This window comes from Melittangium boletus DSM 14713 (assembly GCF_002305855.1).
GTDB classification, from domain to species: domain Bacteria; phylum Myxococcota; class Myxococcia; order Myxococcales; family Myxococcaceae; genus Cystobacter; species Cystobacter boletus.
On sequence record NZ_CP022163.1, the window covers coordinates 841,756 to 862,349 of the forward strand.

A 20,594-nucleotide genomic window follows, 5' to 3' on the forward strand; every position below is an offset into this window, starting at 1 on the left:
CGGGCTCAGGCCGCCTGGATGTTCGAGGTCGAGTCCCCCGTGGGCGTCGTGGGTTCCACGGGCTTCACCTCGTCCGCGCCGTGCATCATCCGCTTGAGCACGGGCGCCACGGCCAGCAGCACCGCGCCGGCCACCGCCGTGGCCAGGGTGATGGCGAGGAAGAGGTCGAACTCGCCCAGCTTCTCCGCGTAGCCGCCGATGAGGCCCGCCAGGTAGTTGGCCACCGCGTTGGCGATGAACCACACGCCCATGAGCGCCGAGGCGAAGCGCGCGGGCGCCAACTTCGTCACCATGGAGAGGCCCACCGGCGACAGGCACAGCTCGCCCGCCGTGTGGAAGAAGTAGGCCGCCACCACCCACAGCATCGCCGCCTTGCCCTCGGTCGCGCTCTGCTTGGAGGCGCCGAGCATGAAGACGAAGCCGAAGGACACCAGCAACAGGCCCATGGCCATCTTCGCGGGAATGGAGGGATCCCGGCCGCGCCGGCCCAGGTTCGTCCACATCTCCGCGAACAGCGGACCCAGCCCGATGATGAAGATGGGGTTGATGGCCTGGAACCAGGTGGTGGGCACCTGCCAGCCGAACAGGCCGCGGTCCACCTTGGCGTCCGTGTAGAGGTTCATCAAGCCACCGGCCTGCTCGAAGGCCGTCCAGAAGAAGACGACGAAGAGCGCGAGCACGAGGATGACCACGATGCGATCCACCTCGGCGCGGGTGAGGGGCGCCGCGGGGACCGCGGGCTTGTTCTCCTGACGCACCACCTTGGAGGGGCTCTTGCCCACGTCACCCAGCAGGCGGTTGCCCAGGAGCAGGAAGACGAGGACGCCCAGGCCCATGCCCACGCCCGCGGAGCCGAAGCCCCAGGGCCAGCCGTACTTCTCGCCCAACGTGCCGCACACCGCCGAGGCCAGGAACGCGCCCACGTTGATGCCGATGTAGAAGATGGTGAAGGCGCCATCCCGGCGCGAGTCACCGGGCGCGTACAGGCCACCCACCATGGTGGAGATGTTGGGCTTGAAGAAGCCGTTGCCCACCACCAGCAGGCCCAGGCCTCCGTAGAAGAGCGCCTCGTTGTTGCCGGGCATCGCCAGGACGAACTGGCCGAGCATCATCAGGATGCCGCCGAGCGTCACCGACAGCCGCTGCCCCAGGTAGCGATCCGCGAGGAAACCACCGATCACCGGCGTGGCGTACACGAGGCCCGTGTAGAGACCGAAGATCTGCAGCGCCTTGGCCTGGCTCCAGCCGAAGCCGCCATCCTTGGTGGCGCCCACCATGTAGAGCACCAGCAGGGCGCGCATGCCGTAATAGCTCATGCGCTCCCACATCTCGGTGGTGAACAGCAGGTAGAGGCCCTTGGGGTGACCTCGGCCAGTGGAAGTGGCCGGACTTTGTGCCATGCGCGGGTGTCCTCGCGGGTGGGGAGAAGGGGGAAAAAGGCCCCTGCTTCTATCAGAAGCGGCCCCACCTGTCAGACCGCCCCCCCTTGGCAGGCCGCCCCCCGCGGGCGACTAGGTGTTCCAGTGGTGCTGACGCACGCGGCCGTCGGACAACAGCGGCGGCAGGAGCCGGTCCGGATCCGCCTCCAGGGGCAGCCGCACCTCCACGCGCGTGCCCTTGCCGTACTCGCTGAAGATGCGGATGCGGCCGCCCTGCTGCAGGACGATGCGCTGGCAGAGCGCCAGGCCCAGGCCCGTGCCCTCCCCCGCCTCCCGGGTGGAGAAGAAGGGTTGGAAGAGCCGCTCCATGTGCTCGGGCTTGATGCCGGGCCCGTTGTCGATGATGGACACCACGGCGTCGGTGCCGTCCTTCGCCGTGCGCACCTTCACCTGACCCGTGGGGCCCACGGCCCGCACCGCGTTGTCCAGCAGGTTCACCCACACCTGGTTGAGCGAGCCCGGATCGCTCCACACCGGCTCGGCGCACTGGTAGTCGCGCTCCACCTTCATGTCCGGAGGCAGGCGCCAGGAGAGCGCCTGGACGCTCGCGTCGAGCGAGGCGCCCAGGTCCACCGCCATGGCCTTGGTGCCCGTGCGCACGAAGGCCAGCAGGCCCTCGGCGAGCTGGCGGATGCGCTGGCCGCACTCCTCGATGAGCTCCAGCATGGCCAGCGACATGCCGGGGTCCGGGGACGTGCTGGTGAGGCTCTCGCGCAGGGGGAGCAGCGCGTTCATCAGGCCGTTGAGGGGGTTGCGCACCTCATGGGCGAAGCCCGAGGTGAGCAGTCCCGTGGCCGCCAGGCGCTCGTTCTCCGCCGCGCGCACCGCCGCGTCGCGCAGGCGCAGCTGGGCCTCGATGCGCGCGAGCATTTCCCGGGGGCTGAAGGGCTTGGCGATGTAGTCGTTGGCGCCCATGGTCAGGCCTTCCACCTTGGCGTCCACCTCCTGGCGCGCGGTGAGCATGATGATGGGCATGTCCACCGTCTGCGGCGAGGCGCGCAGCGCGGCGAGCATCTGCAGGCCCGACATCACCGGCATCATCACGTCCGAGACGACGAGATCCGGACGCTCCTTCTGGGCCAGGCTCAGCCCCTCCTCGCCGTTGCTCGCCTCGAGCAGCCGGTAGTAGGGCTTGAGCACGTCGCGCAGGAAGCCGCGGATCTCCGGCTCGTCCTCCACCAGGAGCACGCGCTTGGCGTCCGGACCGGCCTCCCCCAGGGGAATCGAGGGCAGGGCCTCCAGTGCCGCCACGGCGACCACGGGCGGCTCGGACTCCAGCATCGCCGCCGCGTCCAAGGAGCGGCCCAGGGGCCGCAGCACCACGGGCCCGGTGGGCGGCTCGGGGACTTCCTCGCGCACCGGGGACGGGCCCTTCTTGAGCCGCACGTGGAAGTTGGAGCCCTTGCCCAGCTCGCTCGACACCTCGATGCCGCCCTTGTGCAGCTCGAGCGTCTCCTTCACCAGCGCCAGGCCGATGCCCGTGCCACCAAAGCGCCGCGTGCCCGTGGAGTCCGCCTGGGCGAAGCGGTCGAAGATGACCTGGATGTCCTGGGCGGCGATGCCCACGCCCGAGTCGATCACCTCCACGTGCACCCAGGTGTCGTCCTCGTGCAGGCGCACCGTCACCCGGCCCTCCGTGGTGAACTTGAGGGCGTTGGAGATGAGGTTCTGGAAGACGCTCTCGATGCGCGCCACGTCCACGTGCACGGGCGTGAGCGCGCTGCCCTCCAGCTCCAGCGCCACGCCCTTCTTGTCCGCGAGCACCTCGAAGGGCACCAGCAGCGAGGACAGGAAGGCCTGGATCTCCAGGGGCTCGTAGCGCAGCTTCGTCTTGCCCGCCTCCAGCTTGGTCAGGTCGAGCAGGTTGTTGATGAGCCGCAGCAGGCGCGAGGCGCTGCGGTTCATGGTCTCCAGGTGCTGGCGCACGGGGAGCGCGAACTCCTCCTGGCCGCGCTGCAGCAGCGAGTCGAGCGTGAGGAGGATGAGCGTGAGGGGCGTGCGCAGCTCATGGCTCACGTTGTCGAAGAACTCGCTCTTGAGCCGGTCCAGCTCCTTCTGCTTGGCGAGCGCCGCCTCCAGCCGCACATTGGTCTCGGTGAGCTCGCGCGTGCGCGCGGCCACCCGATCCTCCAGCGCGACGTTGATGCGGAACATCTCGTCGTAGCGCTGCTGCAGCTCCTCGAGCGAGCCCATCATGCCCTCGGCCTGCTCGCTGAGGGCTTCGTCCTTGCGGGCCATCTCCCGGCGCAAGTCCCACCAACTGCCCAGCGACACTCCCGCGAGCGACAGCGCCGTCACGGTGAAGGCGGGATGGCCCAGCCCCAACATGCTCGTGCCCACCCCGGCCACCGAGCCCAAGAGCAGGCCCGTGTAGCGGCCCCACATGGGCAGGGGATCGATCCAGCGCAGGTGGTAGCGGCACGCGTCCGCCCCCTGCACCTGGCACTGGCTCTCGGTGACCTCCGCGGGCGGCAGGCCCCAGATGGTGGGAAAGGAAGCGAACTGGCCCATGCGCAGCTCGCAGATGTGCCGCTGCGTCTCGCGCGCGCTGCTGCGGTAGGACAACACCAGCCGCTCGCGCTCGAGCTGCTCGATCTCGAAGTGCCCCACGCGGTTGAAGCTCGAGCTGAGCTCCACCGTCTTGCGGAAGCAGATCTCCAGCGAGCCGAAGGCGCGGATCATGTAGTACGCGAATCCGAGCGCCTCGGGGCCGGCCATGGACAGGCCCGCCTTGCGCATGAACTGGCTGTCACCCGACTCCGTCACCAGCACGTGGGCCAGCTTCTCGAGGAACGGCAGGGAGATGAAGTTGGTGGCCGTGCGCAGGTAGTCCAGCGACAGGCTGAACGTGTGCCGACGGAAGACGTCGGCGAGGTGGGCCGCGCCATAGCGCCGCTCGAAGTAGAGCAGCAGCGTGGACGTGGTTCGCACGCTCACCTCCGGCGCGTTGTCCGGATGAGCCCTGTCGTCGCTCACCACTTCCCTGTCGCTCAAGGCCTCGTTCCCTCTGTGACCAGCAGGATCGAGTACTTCAACGCGTCGGGATCCGCCAGTAACTGCAGGTACTCCCGGCTCATGGCCCGGTAGTCTTCCAGACCCCCGAGCAGGGGAGCCACCACCGATTCCATCGCGGAAAACCGTGTTTCCCAGTCCTTCTGATGGATCGCGTCGGCCGCGCCCGCGATGACGAACTGCGGCAGCACGTGCACGCGCACCTGCGTCAAGCCCTGCTGACGCATCGCATTGAAGACCTTGCGGCCCACGTGGACGTCCAGGCCGGTGGTGTGCAGCAGCGCGTCGGTGAAGCGCTGACACCACGAGCGCAGGGCGTCGGGAAAGGGCCAGTTGCCCAGACCGAAGCCGTCGAACTCGGAGATGACCACCTTGCCGCCCGGACGCGTCACCCGGACGAGCTCCGCGAGCGCGTCCCAGCGCTCGGGCACGTACTGCAGGACGAACTGGCACCACGTGTAGTCGAACGCCTGGTCCGGCAGGCCCGTGCGGCGCACGTCTCCCGAGTGGAATCGCACGTGGGGGTGGTGCTGGTTGACCTGCCGCGCCCGCCCCAGCCGCTCCTCGCTCATGTCCATGCCCGTGACCTGGCCCGAGGGCCCCACCAGCCCGGCGATGAGCTCCGTGATGCCACCCGGACCGCACCCGGCATCGAGAACCCGGTCTCCCTCCTTGAGCCCGGCGAGCAACAACGCCTCCCGCGCGTTGCCCGTGCGCTCCTGGACGAGCAACCGGCGGATCTCGTCACTGGACTCCATGATGTAGCTCACTCGATGGACTCCTCACCTGACCAGTCGGGGGCGGGAGCACCGCCCAACCGCTCGAACACGGAGCGCCACAGCTCACACACCCGGCGGACCATGGAGCGGTGGAAGATCCACTCGGAGAAGCGCCCCAGGTTCTCGAAGCCCGCCTCGGTGAGCACGTCGATGTCCTCCTCGTCCACCAGGCCGATGGCGGAGGGCCGGCCGCGCTCACGGGCATGGTCCACGCAGCGCTGGATGAGCGCCTGGACGGCCTCGCGCGCCCGAGGATGGTTCCGGTTGGGCACCAGCAGCCAGAAGGCGTTCGTCTTCTCCAACAGGTTGAGCCCCGGGGTGCTCTCCTCGCACAGGGCCACGGCCAGGGGAGAGTAGTCCCCATCCACGACGAAGACGCGGCGGTTGCGGTGCAGTCCGTGCGCCCGGTAGCGCTCGCGCAGCGCGCCCAGGTCCACCTCGTCCGTGAGCAGATCCTCGCTCAGCACGCGGACCAGGTCTCCGCGGTCGCGCAGGTACAGCTCGATCCACACGAAATCGGTGCGCACCCCATCGCGCACCCGGGGCAGCTCCCGCGCGAGCGGGGGCGCCTCGGAGGTGAGCGGCATGCGCATATAGGCGAAGTGGCGCAGGAAGCTCAGCCCCGGTGTTTCCAGTGCCCGCGCGAGCCAACCGATGCGGCGGCTCGGCCAGCGGTTGTCCTTGCGCCAGGAGTAGCGGATGAACTCGATGTCCTGCTGCACCTCGCCCAGCTCCACGGCGAGGTTGCTCAGCTCGTAGGAGACCTGCTCGTTGCGGCGCACGCCGGGCCTCACGGCCAGGTGCTGCACGAGCCAGGTGCGCGAGTGGATGCGAAGCGCGGCGATCTGCCCCTGCAGGCCCTTGTCGCTCGTGTAGACGAGGCAGCGGCCCAGGTCTCCGGTGGAGTAGACCTTGCGGTGGGTGTCGCCGAGCACGGCGGGGGGCGGCTCGGAGTTGAAGGGGTAGTCCGGGTGGAAGCGGTAGCGCGCCTCCTCCATGAGTTGCCAGATCCGCTCGAAGGGCAGCTCATGCCCCTCGGAGACGGCCTGGCAGCGCGCGGAGATGAAGGACTGGAGGATGGCGGCGTGCACATCGGAGGACAGCTCCGACAGCCGCACCCCGGCGCGAAAGGGACGCAGGTCCGCGCCCGGCTGCGCCTCCGAGTGCATCGCCTGGATGGAGCGCACCTCCAACTGGCAGTTGGTGGTCCGCCCATCCGGCAGCAGCAGCGAGGCGCCGAAGCGGGAGCCCGCGGGGAGGATTTCCCGGGAGGCATCGAACGCGAAGGACAGGCCCCCCACGCTCATGTCCAGCACGGGCCGGGTGGTGGGCTGTCCGGTGATGGGGGCCTGGAAGGACAGGAGGAAGCGCTGGCTGGGAACGGGCTTGAAGCGCGGCAGGCTGCGCCAGTTGCGGATGACGAGCGAGCGCGGCAGGCCCACCACCATCTGCCCATCCGGAGCGTTGACGAGCAGCAGGCTCACGCCCGAGTAGCTCTGGCCTCCCATCTCGAAGAACAGGTCCACCTCGTCGCCGACCCCGGCCTCCAGCAGCCCCGAGGACTGGCAGCGCAGCACGGGCATCTCCCCCGCGCCGTCCACGGAGGGCGACTCCAGGCGCAGCTGCACGGAAGGGTCGTTCGCGCGCTGCACCCACATGATGGAGTCACGGCGCAGGGCCTTGCGCAGCGTGGCCTGGACCTCGGCGGGGTCCTCCATGGTCACGCCCGGCGCTGGCGGCGGCGGGTGCATGGCCGTCGCCCAGGAGACGTCCAGTTGCAGGTGGGGACCGAATTGATCGTGCACCTGCTGGGCCCGCTGCACGTGGGCCCACGGCGCCTGGAAGATGGTCTGCCCCGCGCGCTCGATGCTCAGGCCCTCGAGTCCCGAGCCCGGAGGGAAAGCGGCGGGAGACAAGCCCTCGGGCAACAGCAGGCTGGCGCCGAAGTTGCCGATCTCCAGGCACTGGGCCACGTGGGCCTGCTCCTCCAGATAGAAGTGCGCCGTGTAGGGCGCGGCGCCCACCGTGAGGCTCGCCGAGCCGAAATGTTGCAGCAGGTGAGCCAGGGTGCGGCCCAGCTCGGGCCCCGAGAGCGCCTCGTCCAGGACGCTGAAGACGTGGCCCTCGGCCGCGCTGCGCATCAGTTCGGCCAGACCCACGGGATCCGATTGCGAACAGAGAAAGACGCGCAAGGCGTTGGGCGCCACGTGCGCCACCTGCCTCAGGAACAACCGGGCGTCATCCGGAGGCGCGATGATGAGCACCGGAGTCGCGGCCGCCATCTTGAAGGCCGCCTCCGTCTTGGACTCCACGGCCACCACCCGATGCGAGGGAAGCGCCGAGGCCAGTGCCGCGCGCCGACCCGCATTGGGGTGAACCACCAGGACGTCTCGAACCGGGATATTCATGGACCCCTCCTCGGCACGCACACCGCTCAACCGTACCTGGCGCAGGTCGGTTGCTCTTCCAGGCGCGGCCCACGGGCCCCAGCCAGACTTCCCCCGGTTACTCGTGACACGAGAAGGGCTCTTCCACCATCCGACATGCGAGGACACCAGGAGCTTGGGCTTGACCGCAGCCTAATGCGGTCTGGGGAATATCTTAGCGGTTCCTGACAGCGTTGGCGTCAAGTGTCCGCAGTGGATCACCCCCAACCCGCAGGGGAGCCCGGATTTCACTCAGGGTATTGCTTCTTGGCCGCGAGAGCCGAGCCGATTAAATGAACCCCGAAGGAGTCGTGATGAGCCCCCACGTGGATCTCGAACAGGAAATCCAGGATCTCAAGAAGCGGCTCAACGCCGTCATCCTGGCCCATTACTACCAGGAGAGTGAAATCCAGGATGTCGCCGATTTCGTCGGAGACAGTCTGGCGCTCGCCCAGGCCGCGGCGAAGACGACCGCGGACGTCATCGTCTTCTGTGGCGTGCACTTCATGGCGGAGACGGCGAAAATCCTCAATCCGACCCGCACGGTGCTCCTGCCAGACCTCAAGGCGGGCTGTTCCCTCTCGGACCGCTGCCCCCCGGCCGCCTTCCGCGCCTTCAAGGACAAGCACCCGGAGCACTTCGTGGTGAGCTACGTGAACAGCTCCGCCGCCGTGAAGGCGATGAGCGATGTCATCTGCACCTCGTCCAACGCGGTGAAGATCGTCAATCGAGTACCACCAGAGCGGAACATTCTCTTCGCACCGGATCAACACCTGGGCCGCTATGTGATGAAGCAGACGGGCCGGGACATGGTGCTGTGGCCGGGCAGCTGCATCGTGCACGAAATCTTCAGTGAGAAGAAATTGGTGCAACTCCAGGTGCAATACCCGAACGCCGAAGTGGTGGCACACCCGGAGTGTGAGGCATCCGTGCTGAGGCACGCCGACTTCATTGGTTCCACCAAGGCGCTGCTGGACCATGTCCTGAGCAGCCCCAAGCGGGAGTTCATCGTCGTCACCGAGGCGGGCATCCTCCACCAGATGAAACGCGGAGCCCCGGACAAACTCTTCATCCCCGCACCTCCGGACAATGACTGCTCGTGCAATGAATGTCCCTACATGCGGCTCAACACGATGGAGAAGCTCTACCAGTGCATGAAGAATGGGACACCGGAGCTCACCCTGCCCGCGGAACTCCAGACCGCCGCGCTCGCCCCCCTGCGGCGGATGCTGGAATGGTCACTGTGAGGCATTGACGCGGCGCGCCGTCCACACGGAAGCGGGCAAATCCGCCGAGGTGCCGTATTCGTGCCTTGCACCGCGCACGGCATGGTGCGACTTGGAGCCATCTATGGGTTTTCGATTCGTCGCACTCCCTGGCCACCGGATGGTGGCTCATCCCCAAACATTGCCCTCGGACGAACGGCTCGAGCCGGAGCTTCCGCCGTTGCAGGAGGCGGTGGAGCGCGCCCTGGCGAGCGCCCAGTTCCGTGACGTGAAGGCGAGGGATCGGCTGCGCTCACTGCTCACGAGCGACCGCCAGCCCACGCTGGGCAGCACCGCGCCGGGACAAGGTCCCTCCGCGATCTTCGCCCAGCCTCCGCAGGATCTGCCCGCGCTGCTCCGGCTGGCGGACGAGTTGGAGGCGCTGGCGAAGCGCGAGGCCGGAGAGCGGGCGCTCGTCTGGAACTGTGGCGAGTGTGGCGCGCGCTACGCGGTGCCCCTGGCGCTGGCGCGCAGCGTGTCCATCCGCTGCGAGCGCTGCGGCGGCCCGGTGGAGCTCAACCCCGGACGCAGCGTGGGCGAGGAATCGCTCATCGACCCGTTCCTGGGCACGGTGAACAGCGCCCGCTACGCGCTGGCCAGCTTCTTCCGCGAGGCCATGGCCCGAGGCTGGCCCGTGCTGGTGTCCACCGAGGACGGCGGCGGCAACAACGCCTGAGGCGCTACGCCCCGATGCCGTCCAGCGGCGCCTCGCGCGACACGGGGCGCTCGGCGTCCAGCGGCGAGCCTTCTTCAACGCGGGGCTTCTTGCACCGGGGGCACTCACAGGTGCCCTTCCTGCAGGTGCAGTCCGCCGCGCTGCTGCACTGACACCGGGCGGCATGCGGCTCATCCACGGCGCCCGCGTTCTCCACCGCCGACGCCTTCTCTCCGGAAGCGTCCTCGCGGGCGGGAGACGCCGCCGGGGTCTCGGGAGCGGGCCGGGCCTCGGTCCGAGGGTGCTCGCAGGCCTCCGCCCCACCCGCCGTGAGCAGCGCGCCACCCAGGGCCGCCACCGCCACCGCCATCCCAATGTGCCTCATGTCCATAAACCTCCCGAGGTGAACGCGGGCACCTCGCACCTCCCTCGGCTATAGCGCAGCACCTCCGCCCTGTCCAAACCGGGGGACACTCCGCGTCCGGCCCTCCACCCCGCCTTCGGCGAGCGGGTGTCGCACGAGGCTCGCGGTGGCACGGGACGCCACGTACAGTCCCCGCCCACCCGTGTCCGCGCGAACCCCTCGCCTCGTCCTCGCCGCCGCCCTGGTGCTGGGCGTCCTCCCCCTCTGGGTGTCCTCGCACCTGCCCCAGGTGGACCTGCCCCAGCACCTGCACCTCATCTCCGTGCTGCACCGGCTGGAGGATCCCACCACCCTCTACCCCCAGCTGTTCGCCGCGCGGCACGAGTTGACGCCCTACCTGGGCTACTACCACGCCGTCAGCCTGCTCCATTGGCTGCTTCCCCTGGACCTGGCCAACCGGCTCTTCCTCTCCGCGTACGTGGTGGGCGTGCCCCTGTCCCTCGCCTTCCTGCTGCGCGCGCTCGGACGGCCCACGTGGCCCGCCCTGCTCGCGCTGCCCCTCGCCTATGGCGACAACTTCGGGTGGGGCTTCATCAACTACCTCGCCGCCCTTCCCCTGGCCCTGCTGTGCTGCGGCTTCTTCGTGTGCACCCTCACCCGCGTGAAGCAGCGCCGGGCCTGGGCCGCGGGGCTCGCGGTGGCACTGGTCGCCGTCCTCCTCTTCCACGTGCAGGTGTTCGCCTTCCTCGCGCTGGCGCTGCCCTGGCTGCTGCTCACCACGCCCCTCCCCGAGGACGCGCACGCGCGCGGGCGGGTCGAGCGGTTACGGCCCCGGCTGCCAGCGCTCGCGGGGGTGCTCCCGGGCGTGGCGCTCTTCCTGGCCTGGGTGGTGCTGCGGCTGGGCCAGCCCTCCGAGGTGGAGGCCGGTGCTCCGTGGAAGGCCTGGGGCCCCATGCTCTCGCCCCAGAACCTCGCCTGGAAGAGCTTCGCGCAGAACCGCGCCGAGTTCTTCCAGGTGCTCGCCAACCTCCTCCGGGATGGCTCGGATCGCTGGCCCTTGTTGGCGGTGGGCGCGGTGGGCGCATGCGCCCTGGTGCTGGGCGTGGTGCGTCCGGCCCCCAGCCCCGAGCGCCCGCTCGCACGGCTGCGCCTGCCGGGCCTCGTCGTGCTCGCGCTCGGCCTCTACTTCCTGCTGCCCTTCGACATCCGCGGCTACACCTACTACCTGAACACGCGTTACGCGCAGCTCGCCGCCATGCTCGCCCTGGCGAGCGTGCCCGTGACGCGGCCCTCCACCGAGCGCGCCCTTCGCTGGGCGAGCGCCGCGTGCGCCCTGCCCCTGGCGCTCGTGCTGGGCCAGGGCTTTCGCGCCTTCTCCCACGAGGCCGCCGAATGGGACGCGCTCGTGGCCGCCACCGCGCCCAAGCCCCGGGTGATGGGGCTCATCTTCGACGCCCGCTCGCGCGTGATGAACCACCCCGTCTTCCTGCACGGCGCCGCGGAGCTGGCACGCGCGCGCGGCGGCATCACCAATTTCAGCTTCGCCCTCACGCCCCACTCGCCCCTGCGCTACCGCGGCACGCCTCCTCCCACCTTCGCCTCCGAGTGGCGGCCCCAGGAGTTCGACTTCGCCACCCAGGGCGGCGCGTACGACCACTTCCTCGTCCGGGGCGTGCCACCCTCGCGCGTCTTCGGGGCCCGTCTCCAGCGGGAGCTGGTGGTGACCGCCCAGGCAGGCGACAGTTGGCTGGTACGCCGCCGCTGAGCCTCGGGCCCCACCAATTGTGGGCCAGTGGTCGCCTCCGGCGCGCCCGGCGCTCCCCGGGACTGTCCGGTGTCGAGGAGCGCGGTACATGTCGAGGCCATGTCCGACGCCAGCCCCCCGACCGATCCCCGCTCGCTGCTGGACGCCTTGCGCGCGGGAACCGCCCTGCATGGATGGCCACCCGAAGAGGTCGAGCGCGCGCGCCAGCTCGCGGCCGAGCCCGCCACCGCCCCCCCGGACCAGGTCGCGACGCTCCCCGAACCCCTCGCGCTCGCCCTGCTCGAGGGCTCGGTCCAGGCCGGACAACCCGCGCTCGCCGAGGCCCTCTCTGGCTCGGCCCCCAAGACGCTCGCCAAGGCCGCGAAGAAGGCGCTCTACCAACTGCGCTCCCGAGGCATCGCGACCGCCGGCCCCACCCGGCCTCCAGAGCCCGCCCCCACCCGCCCGGAAGCCTCCGGACCCGAGCCCCTGCCCGCCCTCCTCACCAGCATCGACGGCACCGGCGAGCGCGTGCTCGAGATCGCCCGTCCGCTGCGCGGAGGCGGCGTGGAAGCCATCCAGGTCCTCTATTCGGATGAGCACGGCGTGACGCGACTCCAAGTGGCCGACATCAGCCGGGGCGACTACCGCCGGGCGGCGAAGCAGGCCACGAGCCCTGGCCCCGACGCCGCCGTGGAGATTCCGCACGCCGAGGCGCTGGAGCGGCTGGCCCTCGCCGTGGGGCTCAACCTGCGCACGAGCACCGCCTTTCCCCAGGGACTCGACACCGTGCTGCGGCACCTGGAGGTGCGGCCCCGGGACACCGCCCCGGAGATTCCCCCGCTGGAGCCCGAGGACGAGCGGCTCGCGAACGAGGCCCACGCGCTCCACGACGAGGAGGAGATGCGCGGCTGGCTGCCCCCCATGGGCGAGCTGGAACGGATGGCCCACGCGCTGGCCGAGCTGCGCGAGAGCCCGCTCGCGCTCACCCCGGCCCAGCGCAACGCGGAAGTCCTGCGGCTCGCCCATGCCCGCGCCCGCGCCTTCCTCTCGGCCGCGCCGATGCGCCAGCTCCAGGCCAGCCGCTTGTGGGAGATGGCGCTGCACTTCGAGCGGCTGGGCAAGGAGCGCCCCGCCCGGCTCGCCCGCGCCGAGGCCCGCTGGCTCGCGCATGGCCCCACCGGGTCCCTGTCGCGGTTCGCCGAGCGTCTTTTCGAGAAGGCCCTGCTCGTCACCCTCGCCGAGCCCCGCCCCGCCCGGAGCGCCGAGCCCACCCGTCCCGAGAAGCGGGAGGGCGAGCGGCGCAGCCCGGGCGGCATCATCCTGCCCTGAACGCCAGGGCCGTCCGCCTCAGGCCATCACCCGCGCATGAAGCAGGAGATCCAGGTTCTCCTGCTCCCAGGCGCGCGCGCGGGCGTGGTCGTGGAAGCGCCGCTCGTGCTCGAGGAACTCCGGCGGGTGGATGCAGCGCCGGCCGTCCTCGCCCCTGCGGGCGCGGTACACATGGTGCAACATCTCGTGGAACACGATGGACTCCACGAAGTAGCGCGGCACCACGGGTTGATCCAACGCCGGGTGGATGCGGATGACGCGCGAGTCCGCCGAGTAGGAGCCCATCTTGATGCTCTTGCGCGGCTGGGTGACGCGCGGCGCGGGTCCATAGGTGATGGCCGCATCCACGCGGCCCCGGAAGTAGCGCTCGTTGAGCCGCTCGAAGATGCGGCCCAGGTCGTGGTGCTGTCCGGTGGGCTCCAGACGCAGCCGCTTGCGCATCTGCGCGGGAGTCACCCGGCGGATGTACGCCTTGTTGCGCTCGATGTAGCGGTCGAGCGTCACGCTGGCTTGCGCGTCCCCGTGGCGCACGTAATCGGCGAGCGCCTGGATGATGTCGTCCGACGCCACCAGGAACATGTGATGCAGCCGCACCCGCCACAGGGCCCGGTGCCGCTGGAACGTGAGCATCGTGTGCGTGTTGTCGTGAACCTCGACCGCCACCGACGCCTTGAGCCGCGTGCGCAGCCGGCGCTCGAGCACGCGGCGCCACACCTTGAGTAACCGGTTGGGTTCGGGGGCCAGGGACTGCTCCCGGGCGATCCGCCCCGCCGGCGAGGTTCGCTTCTTCGCCAGATTCTTCTTCTTCGCGCGAGCCATGGAGGGGGAGGATTCTAAGGGCCCGTCTGACACGTGTAAACGCGATCAGCCGAGTGAAACCCCTGGAATTCCAACAGCTTATGGCCACTCCCGCGTACCCTCGCCCACTTGTCCGCAGGAGGGGCAGGGCCGCGCATATGCGCCCCTGCCCGCCCTGCCTACCGCCGGCCGTTCGCGCGGCAAGTCAGCGTGAAGATGACCTGCTCGGACGGGTTCTCGGGAACCAGGAAATCCCGTGTCCCCTTCTGCCCCCGGTAGCCCGGGCACCGGAAGCGCACCTGCACCGTGCCCGGATCCAAGGACAGGTATTTGTTGGGCTTCACCTCCTCGCCTCCCACCTTCAGGGAGCTCCCCTTGGGCGCCTTGAACTGCACCTTGACCTTCTCGGGAGGAGTGGGAGGCGAGGTGGGCGATGTCTTCTCAGGTAGGTCCGTGGCGTTCGGAGTCCCACCTGTAACGGGGGGAGTGGGGGTCGTAGCGGACCCAGCCGTGACCCCCGTCGGACCCGGAGTGGGTGCGACTCCCACCTCGGTCGAAGGGCTGCCGGTCGTCGGCGCGGTCGATGGCGGGTGGCTCGCGGCCTTCTCCCGCCGGGGCCAACCCTTGGCGGACGGCTCGGGCGCGGGGGTGGTGAAGTAGATCCAGGCGGCCCCCAGGCCCAACACGATGATCAACGCCGCGAAAGCGACCAGCACCAGCCGCAACCGGCTCGGAGGCCGGGGGGCGACGGGCGCCTTGCCCACTCCGGTGAGCTGGTTCGCGTAGGTCGAGGTGGACTCATCATCCTCGTCGTCCTCCTCGGCGGAGGAAGCGGCGCGCGCGCTCCCCGGCAGGCTCATCGTCCCCGAGTCCTCGAACCGCGACGAGGCGGGCGCACGCGCGGGGCTCCGATCATTCACCGTGGAGACCGAGTGCGACGCGGAGGACAGGTCTCCCTCTTCCTCCTCGATCACCGGCGGGCCGCGACGGCGCTCCATCCCGGACAGGGACTCGGGAGACCTGCGCGGAGGAGGCGGCGCGGGGCGGCGTCCTCCCGGAGTGCCCCGGCCGAAACGCTCCTGGGCCGTGGCCTCGTCGGATTCCTCATCGTCGTCGAACGGCACGGGGGGCGGAGGCCGGGATGGCTGCCGGGCCGGGGGACTCGCGGGAGGCGGAGCGCGTCCGGGCAGGGTCCCCACGGCGGTGGGCTCTTCCGACTCCTCCTCGCCCAGCGCCGCGTTGACGGCGGCGAGCATGTCGCGCGGACGGGACATCTCCGTGGCCATCTCCTCCTCGGTGGAGTCGCCCATGAGCGGCACCTCCGGCGCGCTGCTGGAGCGGCGCTTGGGGCGCGCGGCGAGTCCCGGAGGGGGCATCAGGGCGGCCAGGTCCTTGCGCCCGCCGGGGATGGGCACATGCAACTGGGTGCGCTCCTCCTCCTCGCCGAGCAGGCGCGCGACGTAGGCCGCCACGTCGTTGCTCTGCCGCATCACCCCGGACTCCAGCAGGGACTCCAGATCCGCCTGCACCTGGGAGGCGCGCTGGTAGCGCTGGTTGCGATCCTTGACCAGGCACTTCATGACGATGCGCGACAGCTCCTGCGGGTAGTCGTCGCGGATGAGGTGCGGCGGAGACGGATTCTCCGAGCGGATGGCGTAGAGGATGTTCTCCGTCGTCGCCCGCGCGAAGGGCGCGCGTCCGGTGGTGATTTCGTAGAGCATCACCCCGAGCGCGAAGATGTCCGAGCGGTGATCCAACCGCTCCTGGGACACCTGCTCGGGGGAGAGGTAGAGGAACTTGCCCTTGATGACGCCGGGTTTGCTGCGCTCGGCGAGGGCCTCGGCCTTGGCGATGCCGAAGTCCACCAGCTTCACCCCGCCGTTGTAGCCCACCATCACGTTCTGGGGACTGACGTCGCGGTGGATGAGCCCCAGGGGCCGTCCGTCCACCCCCCGGGAGTTGTGCGCATGGTCCAACCCCGCGGCCACCGCGGAGCAGATGCGAGCGGCCACGGCGTAGGGCACGGCGGCGGAGAACTTCGTCTCCTCGGCGAGGATGCGCCGCAGGTCCACGCCCTCGACGTACTCCATCGCGATGAAGATGCTCTCGTTGATGCGCCCCAGCTCGAAGACCTGCACGACGTTGGGGTGGTGGAGCTGGGCGGCGATGCGCGCCTCGTCCAGGAACATCTGGACGAATTCCGGCTCCTCCGACAGGTAGGGAAGAATGCGCTTGATGACCAGCAGCTCCGGGCTGGGTGGCTCCTGCGCGAGGAACAGCTCCGCCATACCACCCGTCGCGAGACGTTTGACGAGGAGGTACTTCCCGAAGGGGGTGGCGATCTGAGGAGAATTCTCGGGAATGGCAGCACCCCAGGAATCGGACCGGAAGGAGAAGCGCGAACTCGCGGCGAGCTTACCCGGAATCCTCCCCGGGAGCGGGGCCACGAACCCGACCGGGGATAGCAGACCCGACGCCCATCCGGCTACTTCTCCAGTCCCTTCCGGCCGACGATGACGCACACGGCCATGCGGGATGGATCTAACATCCCGCGGATGTCTCCCACCCCGCACGCCTTCTTCCGAGGCCTGACCCCCACCCTGCACATCGCCCACCGGGGAGGCTCGCTGCTCGCGCCGGAAAACACCCTGACCGCCTTCCGGAGGGCGGTGGCGCAGTACCGGACCCAGATGCTGGAAACGGACGTGCACCTGAGCCGCGACGGCGAGCTGGTGGTGGCCCATGACGCCACCCTGGAGCGGTGCACCGATGGCACGGGCCCGCTGGCCGACCTCACCCTGGCCGAGCTGCGGCGGCTGGACGCGGGCCACGGCTTCACCCTGGATGGTGGCCAGAGCCATCCCTTCCGGGGCCAGGGCGAGCGGCTGCCCACCCTGCGCGAGGTGCTGCGCGCCTTCCCGGACCTGCGCCTCAACATCGAGGTGAAGCCGGACACGCCGGGGATCGAGGACGCCTTCTTCCAGGTGCTGCGCGAGGAAGGAGCGTTCGGGCGCGTGTGCGTGGGCAGCGAGCAGGACGCGGTGGCCGAGCGGCTCGTGCGGGTGATGCCGGACGTGTGCCACTTCTACCCCCGCGACGCGCTCACCGCCTTCGTGCTCGGGGTGCGCTCGGGGGAGCCGCCCCCGGAGGACCCGCGCTACAGCGTCCTGGACATGCCCCTGTACTTCGGCGACGTGCGCCTGGTGGACGAGTCCCTGCTGCGCGAGGCCCGCGCGCGGGGCAAGTGGATCAACGTGTGGACGGTGGATGACCCCCAGGAGATGCGCCAGCTCGTGGCCGAGGGGGTGGGCGGGATCATGACGGACCGGCCGGACCTGCTGCGCCAGGTCTTGGACGCGCTCCCCAACCCGCGTTAAGCCCATGGCACGTATGCCCCGCTCCCCCGCCCGCAAGCGCGCCCCGAAGCCCCTGGCCGACGAACCCCTCGCGGCCACGCCCGCGCCCTCCGAGCCCGCCCCGCTGCCTCCCCCGCCCCGCCCGGCCCCTCGCCCGAGCCCAAGGCCCGCAACACGGTGCGCCGCGTGCGGGTGCCCCGCGCCCGGCGCTTCGTGGCCCTGGCCGGCAACATCGGCGCGGGCAAGACGACCGCCGCCAAGCTCATCAGCCAGTCCTTCGGCTTCGAGCTCTTCGACGAGCCCGTCATCGACAACCGCTTCCTCAAGGACTACTACGCGAACATGGGGCGGTGGTCCTTCACCCTCCAGCTCGAGTTCCTCATCCGGCGCGTCGAGCACCACGAGCTCATCCACTCGGTGAAGAAGAGCTGCGTGCAGGACCGCACGCTGTACGAGGATCCGGAGATCTTCGCCAAGTACCTGCACGGCCTGGGGCACCTGACGAACGCGGAGTTGGATCTGTACTTCGAGTACTTCCAGCGCCTCACGCGCGGCATCGTGCAGCCGGACCGAGTCATCTGCTTCGACGTGCCCCAGGTGGACGTGCTGCTCGGACGCATCCTCGAGCGGGGCCGGGAGGAGGAAAAGGGCATGCAGAAGGGCTTCCTTCGCGGCCTCAACGGCTACTACGCCGGCTTCCCCCTGGTGCTGCAGAACAAGTATGGCGTGGACTGCCTGGTGCTGGACGTGTCCACCCAGGACATCCGCTCCGGCCGGGGACGCGAGGAGTTCCTCGACCGCGTCTCTTCCTTCCTCGCCTGAAAGGATCTCCGCCGTGCCCGAGTTGCCGCCCAAGAGCCCCCGCGAGTCCGAAGTGGTGATGACGCAGATGATCCTCCCCTCGGACGCCAACTCGGTGAACACCGCGTTCGGCGGCAAGGTGATGGAGTGGATCGACATCTGCGGCGCCGTGGCCGCCCAGCGCCACTGCCGTCAGGTGGTGGTCACCGCGTCCATGGACGATCTGCACTTCCACGCCCCCATCAAGGTGGGCTGGACGCTGACCCTGCACTCGCGCGTCATCGCCACCTTCCGGACCTCCATGGAGGTGGGCGTCACGGCGATCGCGGAGAACCCGCTCACCGGAGACAAGAGCCTGACCACGAGCGCCCTGCTCACCTTCGTGGCGCTCACGGCCGAGGGCCAGCGCGTGCCCGTGCCGCCCCTCAAGCTGGAAACCGAGGAGGAGCGCGCCGCGTTCCGCGAGGCCGAGCAGCGGCGTCAGGAGCGGCTGGCGCGCAAGCCCACGAGCTTCGCCTGGCAGAAGGTCATCAAGCCCGGCGCGGCGGGGTGAAGCGGGGCGCGAGGCGCCCCCGTCGTCCCGGGCCCGCTCAGGTGGAGAACGACGTACCGCACCCGCAGGACGACTTGGCGTTCGGGTTGTTGAACTTGAAGCCGGCGCCGGTGACGGAGGTCACGAAGTCGATCTCCGTGCCCGACAGGTACTGGTTGCTCAGGGCGTCGGTGGTGAGCTTCACGCCGTCCTGCTCCCAGAGGATGTCGTTGGGCTTGGCCTCGCGCACCATGTTCAGGTCGTAGCCCAGGCCGCTGCAGCCCGCCGGCACCACGCGGATGGAGAACAGGTAGCCCTCGAAGCCCTGATCCTGGATGACCTTCTTCACCTGGGCCACGGCGGCCGCGGTGAGCGTCACCGCGGGAGCGGGCGTGCCCTGGGGGGCGGGGGTGGTCTGAACGGGATTCGGGGTGGTGGTATCCATAGTCGGTCGGTCTCCTTACAAGCGCCTTATAACGCCGGGCGCCGGGATTTCCATCCCACCCGCCAGTCCCAGGCGCCCAGGGCCCGCCCGCCCGCTTCCGGGAGCGAAAACACCGGGCTCGCGGGTTATACGTGGGCCCCCATGGCCGCCACCTTCCGCGAATTGTTGTCCGCCACGAAGAAGGAGATCCGCGAGGTCTCCATCGAGGACGTCCAGCGTCTGCTGGAGGCCCGCGCGCCCGTGAAGCTCATCGACGTGCGCGAGGCGGACGAGTACGCGGGCGGACGGCTGCCGGGGGCCGTGCACGTGCCCCGGGGCTTCCTCGAGCTGCGCATCGAGGACAAGGCCGCGCGCGACGAGGAGCTCATCCTCTATTGCGCGGGAGGCACCCGCTCGGCCCTGGCCGCCGCCACACTGGGGCACATGGGCTACACGCGCGTGGCCTCGCTCGCCGGAGGCTTCAGCCGCTGGAGCGACGCGCACCTGCCCGTGGAGAAGCCCCGCGTCCTCACCCCCGCCCAGAAGGAGCGCTACCGCCGCCACCTCACCCTCCCCGAGGTGGGCGAGGAGGGACAGGCGAAGCTGCTCGCGTCCAAGGTGCTGCTGCTCGGCGCGGGGGGGCTCGGCTCTCCCGCCGCGCTCTACCTGGCCGCCGCGGGCGTGGGCACGCTGGGCATCGTCGACGCGGACGTGGTGGACGTGAGCAACCTGCAGCGGCAGGTGCTCCACACCCACGAGCGCGCCGGCCAGCCCAAGGTGGACAGCGCCCGGCAGGCGCTCGAGGCGCTCAACCCCGACGTGAAGGTGGTGCCCATCCGGGAACGGCTCACCTCCGACAACGCCCTGCGCGTGCTCCAGGGGTATGACCTGGTGCTCGACGGCGGGGACAACTTCCCCACGCGCTACCTGCTCAACGACGCCTGCGTCCTGCTCGGCCTGCCCAACCTGCACGGCTCCATCTTCCGCTTCGAGGGCCAGGTGACCACGTTCGTCCCGGGCCAGGGGCCGTGCTACCGCTGCCTCTACCCCACCCCCCCGCCGCCCGAGCTCGCGCCGTCCTGCGCCGAGGCGGGTGTGCTCGGCGTGCTCCCTGGCATCATCGGCCTGATGCAGGCCAACGAAGCCCTCAAGCTGCTGCTCGGCGTGGGCGAACCGCTCGTGGGCCGCCTGCTCACCTTCGACGCGCTCGGCACCCGCTTCCAGGAGCTCAAGCTGCGCCGGGATCCCCGCTGCCCCGTGTGCGCGCCCGGGGCGAAGGTGGAGCTCATCGACTACGAGCGCTTCTGCGCCTCGTCCGCCTGACAGGAACCGCCATGCCCATCCCCGAGATCGATCCCACCACCCTCGCCGCCCGGCTCTCCAGCCCGCCCGAGTCCCGGCCCGTGCTGCTCGACGTGCGCTTCCCCGAGGAACATGCCTACGTGGCCCTGCCGGACTCGGTGCTCATCCCCCTGCCGGAGCTGGACGAGCGCGCCGAGGAGCTGGAGGCCTTCCGCCACCGCCCCATCGTCGTCTACTGCCACCACGGCGTGCGCAGCCTGGACGGCACCGCGTACCTGCGCGCGCGGGGCCTGGACGCGGTGTCCCTGCGCGGGGGAATCGATCTCTACGCCCGCGTGGTGGACCCGACGCTCACCCGGTACTGA

The 20,594-nt window shown here is 69.9% G+C and carries 17 protein-coding genes; 9 read left to right on the forward strand and 8 right to left on the reverse strand.

Annotated elements, in window-relative coordinates; genetic code table 11:
* Positions 1 to 5: 5 nt before the first annotated feature.
* From MEBOL_RS03505 to MEBOL_RS03520, 4 genes are all read right to left on the reverse strand, one after another.
* Positions 6 to 1,400: a peptide MFS transporter gene (locus MEBOL_RS03505; protein ID WP_095976072.1), complete on the reverse strand. Its 1,395-nt coding sequence runs from the start codon at positions 1,398 to 1,400 to the stop codon at positions 6 to 8.
* A gap of 111 nt (positions 1,401 to 1,511) precedes the next feature.
* Positions 1,512 to 4,433 carry an ATP-binding protein gene (locus MEBOL_RS03510; protein ID WP_095976073.1) on the reverse strand — a complete coding sequence of 974 codons (2,922 nt, stop codon included), beginning with the start codon at positions 4,431 to 4,433 and terminating at the stop codon, positions 1,512 to 1,514.
* On the reverse strand, positions 4,430 to 5,221 hold the full coding sequence (locus tag MEBOL_RS03515) for a methyltransferase domain-containing protein (RefSeq protein WP_095976074.1): 792 nt from the start codon (positions 5,219 to 5,221) through the stop codon (positions 4,430 to 4,432). The genes MEBOL_RS03510 and MEBOL_RS03515 overlap by 4 nt, the downstream gene beginning before the upstream one ends.
* Positions 5,218 to 7,638: a PilZ domain-containing protein gene (locus tag MEBOL_RS03520; protein WP_095976075.1), complete on the reverse strand. Its 2,421-nt coding sequence runs from the start codon at positions 7,636 to 7,638 to the stop codon at positions 5,218 to 5,220. Before MEBOL_RS03520 ends, MEBOL_RS03515 begins: the two co-directional genes overlap by 4 nt.
* A 332-nt stretch (positions 7,639 to 7,970) precedes the next feature.
* Here MEBOL_RS03520 and nadA point away from each other — a divergent pair, with 332 nt between their 5' ends.
* Both nadA and MEBOL_RS03530 read left to right on the forward strand, forming a co-directional pair.
* Positions 7,971 to 8,903 (forward strand): quinolinate synthase NadA, encoded by a 933-nt coding sequence (gene nadA, locus MEBOL_RS03525; RefSeq protein WP_218920873.1) that lies wholly within the window; start codon positions 7,971 to 7,973, stop codon positions 8,901 to 8,903.
* Positions 8,904 to 9,006: 103 nt separating this feature from the next.
* Positions 9,007 to 9,597 carry a hypothetical protein gene (locus MEBOL_RS03530; protein ID WP_095976077.1) on the forward strand — a complete coding sequence of 197 codons (591 nt, stop codon included), beginning with the start codon at positions 9,007 to 9,009 and terminating at the stop codon, positions 9,595 to 9,597.
* Positions 9,598 to 9,601: 4 nt separating this feature from the next.
* Here the strand turns inward: MEBOL_RS03530 and MEBOL_RS42090 are convergent, their stop codons facing one another.
* Complete coding sequence (locus tag MEBOL_RS42090; protein ID WP_179956375.1) at positions 9,602 to 9,961, reverse strand: metallothionein; 360 nt, start codon at positions 9,959 to 9,961, stop codon at positions 9,602 to 9,604.
* Positions 9,962 to 10,106: 145 nt separating this feature from the next.
* Here MEBOL_RS42090 and MEBOL_RS03540 point away from each other — a divergent pair, with 145 nt between their 5' ends.
* Positions 10,107 to 11,705, forward strand: a complete 1,599-nt coding sequence (locus MEBOL_RS03540; RefSeq protein WP_425437597.1) for a hypothetical protein — start codon at positions 10,107 to 10,109, stop codon at positions 11,703 to 11,705.
* A gap of 99 nt (positions 11,706 to 11,804) precedes the next feature.
* Positions 11,805 to 13,016 carry a hypothetical protein gene (locus MEBOL_RS03545; protein WP_095976078.1) on the forward strand — a complete coding sequence of 404 codons (1,212 nt, stop codon included), beginning with the start codon at positions 11,805 to 11,807 and terminating at the stop codon, positions 13,014 to 13,016.
* A gap of 18 nt (positions 13,017 to 13,034) precedes the next feature.
* On the opposite strand, the gene MEBOL_RS03550 is transcribed toward MEBOL_RS03545, so the two are convergent.
* Both MEBOL_RS03550 and MEBOL_RS03555 read right to left on the reverse strand, forming a co-directional pair.
* Positions 13,035 to 13,835 carry a hypothetical protein gene (locus MEBOL_RS03550; RefSeq protein ID WP_245919424.1) on the reverse strand — a complete coding sequence of 267 codons (801 nt, stop codon included), beginning with the start codon at positions 13,833 to 13,835 and terminating at the stop codon, positions 13,035 to 13,037.
* Positions 13,836 to 13,993: 158 nt separating this feature from the next.
* Positions 13,994 to 16,102, reverse strand: a complete 2,109-nt coding sequence (locus MEBOL_RS03555) for a serine/threonine-protein kinase (protein WP_095976079.1) — start codon at positions 16,100 to 16,102, stop codon at positions 13,994 to 13,996.
* Between the two features lie 267 nt (positions 16,103 to 16,369).
* Here MEBOL_RS03555 and MEBOL_RS03560 point away from each other — a divergent pair, with 267 nt between their 5' ends.
* From MEBOL_RS03560 to MEBOL_RS03570, 3 genes are all read left to right on the forward strand, one after another.
* The gene (locus tag MEBOL_RS03560) at positions 16,370 to 17,191 is read left to right on the forward strand and encodes a glycerophosphodiester phosphodiesterase family protein (protein WP_095976080.1); all 822 of its coding nucleotides are present in this window, start codon (positions 16,370 to 16,372) and stop codon (positions 17,189 to 17,191) included.
* Positions 17,192 to 17,356: 165 nt separating this feature from the next.
* Complete coding sequence (locus MEBOL_RS03565) at positions 17,357 to 17,992, forward strand: deoxynucleoside kinase (RefSeq protein WP_245919426.1); 636 nt, start codon at positions 17,357 to 17,359, stop codon at positions 17,990 to 17,992.
* Between the two features lie 13 nt (positions 17,993 to 18,005).
* A complete protein-coding gene (locus MEBOL_RS03570) occupies positions 18,006 to 18,524 on the forward strand; it encodes an acyl-CoA thioesterase (RefSeq protein WP_095976082.1) in 519 nt (172 codons plus the stop codon).
* 37 nt (positions 18,525 to 18,561) lie between these two features.
* On the opposite strand, the gene MEBOL_RS03575 is transcribed toward MEBOL_RS03570, so the two are convergent.
* Positions 18,562 to 18,948, reverse strand: a complete 387-nt coding sequence (locus MEBOL_RS03575; RefSeq protein WP_095976083.1) for a HesB/IscA family protein — start codon at positions 18,946 to 18,948, stop codon at positions 18,562 to 18,564.
* Between the two features lie 141 nt (positions 18,949 to 19,089).
* Between MEBOL_RS03575 and moeB the strand changes: the two genes are divergently transcribed.
* Both moeB and MEBOL_RS03585 read left to right on the forward strand, forming a co-directional pair.
* Positions 19,090 to 20,250 (forward strand): molybdopterin-synthase adenylyltransferase MoeB, encoded by a 1,161-nt coding sequence (gene moeB / locus MEBOL_RS03580; protein WP_095976084.1) that lies wholly within the window; start codon positions 19,090 to 19,092, stop codon positions 20,248 to 20,250.
* Between the two features lie 11 nt (positions 20,251 to 20,261).
* Positions 20,262 to 20,594: a rhodanese-like domain-containing protein gene (locus MEBOL_RS03585; RefSeq protein WP_095976085.1), complete on the forward strand. Its 333-nt coding sequence runs from the start codon at positions 20,262 to 20,264 to the stop codon at positions 20,592 to 20,594.

What these genes read in the sequence shown, in the direction of transcription:
- MEBOL_RS03520 (WP_095976075.1), bottom strand. Translation starts at nt 7,638, where the DNA reads ATGAATATCCCGGTTCGAGACGTCCTGGTGGTTCACCCCAATGCGGGT.
- MEBOL_RS03505 (WP_095976072.1), bottom strand. Translation starts at nt 1,400, where the DNA reads ATGGCACAAAGTCCGGCCACTTCCACTGGCCGAGGTCACCCCAAGGGC.
- moeB (WP_095976084.1), top strand. Translation starts at nt 19,090, where the DNA reads ATGGCCGCCACCTTCCGCGAATTGTTGTCCGCCACGAAGAAGGAGATC.
- MEBOL_RS03555 (WP_095976079.1), bottom strand. Translation starts at nt 16,102, where the DNA reads ATGGCGGAGCTGTTCCTCGCGCAGGAGCCACCCAGCCCGGAGCTGCTG.
- MEBOL_RS03550 (WP_245919424.1), bottom strand. Translation starts at nt 13,835, where the DNA reads ATGGCTCGCGCGAAGAAGAAGAATCTGGCGAAGAAGCGAACCTCGCCG.
- MEBOL_RS42090 (WP_179956375.1), bottom strand. Translation starts at nt 9,961, where the DNA reads ATGAGGCACATTGGGATGGCGGTGGCGGTGGCGGCCCTGGGTGGCGCG.
- MEBOL_RS03585 (WP_095976085.1), top strand. Translation starts at nt 20,262, where the DNA reads ATGCCCATCCCCGAGATCGATCCCACCACCCTCGCCGCCCGGCTCTCC.
- MEBOL_RS03560 (WP_095976080.1), top strand. Translation starts at nt 16,370, where the DNA reads ATGTCTCCCACCCCGCACGCCTTCTTCCGAGGCCTGACCCCCACCCTG.
- nadA (WP_218920873.1), top strand. Translation starts at nt 7,971, where the DNA reads ATGAGCCCCCACGTGGATCTCGAACAGGAAATCCAGGATCTCAAGAAG.
- MEBOL_RS03545 (WP_095976078.1), top strand. Translation starts at nt 11,805, where the DNA reads ATGTCCGACGCCAGCCCCCCGACCGATCCCCGCTCGCTGCTGGACGCC.
- MEBOL_RS03575 (WP_095976083.1), bottom strand. Translation starts at nt 18,948, where the DNA reads ATGGATACCACCACCCCGAATCCCGTTCAGACCACCCCCGCCCCCCAG.
- MEBOL_RS03530 (WP_095976077.1), top strand. Translation starts at nt 9,007, where the DNA reads ATGGGTTTTCGATTCGTCGCACTCCCTGGCCACCGGATGGTGGCTCAT.